At 68.9% G+C, this 1,632-nt stretch carries 2 protein-coding genes; both read left to right on the forward strand.

Annotation, left to right across the window (positions count from 1 at the left end):
- The coding region (locus CCN72_RS35320) for an aldehyde dehydrogenase family protein (RefSeq protein ID WP_086812453.1) at positions 1-1,250 on the forward strand (1,250 nt) is incomplete at its 5' end.
- 27 nt (positions 1,251-1,277) lie between these two features.
- Positions 1,278-1,632 (forward strand): acyl-CoA dehydrogenase family protein (locus CCN72_RS41105; RefSeq protein WP_244174638.1); only part of this gene is annotated, 355 nt, incomplete at its 3' end.

Genomic DNA, 1,632 nt, shown 5'->3' on the forward strand with positions numbered 1-1,632 from the left:
AGGACGAGTTCCTGCGGATGCTGGTCGCCGAGTCCCACCCCGTCAAGCTCGCTCGCTGGGAGCTGAGCTGCCTGCTCCAGATCTACGCTCCCGGCTCGCTGCGCTGGTACGACAAGCAGATGCGGGTCGAGAAGGAGTACAACGGCCGCCGGCTGATCCTCCACCGCCAGCCCGACGGTGTGGTCGCCTTCAACCCGCCGCAGAACGCCCCGCTGCCCAGTGCCGCGCTGTGCGTGCTGGCGCTGATGGCCGGCAACGCGGTGGTCGTGCGGGCCCCCCGCAGCATCGCGCTCTCCACCATGTGGCTGCTGCGCGACATCGTCGCCCCGCTGCTGGAGGAGTTCGACGCCCCGCCCGGCGTGCTCAACGCGGTCTGCTCCAACCCGAAGCAGACCATGGACCGCTGGATCGCGGACCCGCTGATCAACGACATCTTCTACATCGGCGGCAGCCAGGAGGGCCTGCGCTTCGAGCAGCAGTGCGTCGCCCACGGCAAGAAGCCGATCCTCGAACTCGCCGGCAACGACGGCATCGTGGTGTGGAAGGACGCCGACGTGAAGTGGGCGGCCGAGGCGATCACGGAGGCGTTCTACGGCTCCGGGCAGATCTGCATGGTCCCCAACTACGTGCTGGCCCACCCGGATGTCGCCGAGGCGCTGATCGCCGAGGTCAAGGAGCAGGTCAAGGGCATCAAGCCGGGCCTGCCCGAGGAGGAGGACGTGCTGCTGTCGCCGGTGCGGCGCAGCGAGCGCTTCTTCCGGCTGCTGCGGCAGGCGCTGGACAACGGTGCCGAGCTGGTCACCGGCGGCCATCGCACCGAGGTGGACGGCACGNNGCCGACGGTGGTACGGGTGGACGGCCTGGACCGGGCACGGACGTACGACGTGGTCCGCGAGGAGACCTTCTTCCCGCTGGTCCCGATCGTGGTCGCCGAGCGCGATCATGACGACGCCCTGCTCGAATCGTTCCTTCAGTTCGTCAACAGCAACGACTACGGGCTGCGTAACTCGCTGTGGTCGCGCTCCGACCACGTGGTCGAGACGTTCGTGCGCCGCACCGTCAACGGCGGTCTGCTGAAGGTCAACGACTCGCACATCGGCTTCCTGCCCTATCTGCCGAGTCACGGCGGCACCGGCCGCACCGGCGGCGCGTTCGGCGAGGCCAACTACCCGATGCTCAAGACCTCCCACGTCCAGGGGGTCAGCATCGCCCGCGACGTCAGCCCGTACGACGCGGTCTTCGGCGCCTGAACCCACCCCGTCCTCGGAGGTTTTCCCGTGCGTTCCCTCGATGTCGCCCGGACCGTGTGCGAGCGGTTCCACCCCGGACTGCTCAAGGAACTGGAGCAACTCCCTTACGAGCAGCGGGAGAAACCCGGAAGTCCGGTGATCGACCTGTTCCGCATCCACGGCGGTGTGGGCCTGCTGATACCCGAGTCGTACGGCGGCCACGGCGCGGCCCCGCTGGAGGCACTGCGGGTGCAGCTGGCCCTCGGCGCGGTCTCGCCCTCGCTGGTCGCGGCCGTCTCCATGCACCACTTCACCGCCGCGATGCTGTACTCGCTCGCCGTCAAGTCGGGCCGGCTCACCCCGGCCCAGACCCAGCTGCTGCACCAGATCGTGCCCGACCAGC

Origin of the sequence: Streptomyces murinus (assembly GCF_002154555.1) — a bacterium.
Classification (GTDB): Bacteria; Actinomycetota; Actinomycetes; order Streptomycetales; family Streptomycetaceae; genus Streptomyces; species Streptomyces murinus.